We start from the raw sequence: 538 nt of genomic DNA, 5'->3' as shown, positions 1-538 counted from the left end.
AGGGGTCGGGGGTGAGGGAACGGAATTATTCCTTGGCTGCCGCACGCGAGGCGAAGGGAACCCATCTATCGTAGAATCGCATAAACGTTTATCGTTGCTGTAGCCCTTCATCTACCTATGAAGGGCTTTTTTTAGTTATGCAATCGAATTATAGATATTCAGCGGCCTGAAGATCGATGCTGCTATCGCTCTAATTGCTGAGTGCCATTCGCCCTGATTAACCCTGTGGTTTGGCTAGTTCTTGGCTATAGTTGCGCTATATCTCTAGCTAAGGAATACCCAATGAATATAAAACCACAAAAACGCTCGCTGTTACGACGGATTGGGCGCTGGCTCGCTTGGCTTGGCCTGTTGATTGTTGGTTTGCTGATCGGCGGTTGGGCGTTTCAGCGCTGGGCCAGCCAGCGTGATCGCCAACAATTTTTGCCAGCCGAGCAGCAAATTATGCTCAATGGCCATGCGATGCGACTGATTTGTATGGGCAGCGGCAGCCCAACGATCGTGCTCGAATCTGGCTTAGGCGATGGTGCTGATGTTT

General features: G+C 50.6%; 1 pseudogene. It reads left to right on the top strand.

Annotated elements, in window-relative coordinates:
* Positions 1-282 precede the first annotated feature (282 nt).
* Positions 283-538: pseudogene (locus DEF47_RS16575) on the top strand (hypothetical protein); the annotation flags it as partial.

Source organism: Herpetosiphon sp., assembly GCF_003512625.1.
GTDB lineage: Bacteria > Chloroflexota > Chloroflexia > Chloroflexales > Herpetosiphonaceae > Herpetosiphon > Herpetosiphon aurantiacus.
The sequence above is the reverse complement of the archived record's forward strand: the minus strand, read 5'-3'. Positions and strand labels throughout refer to the sequence as shown.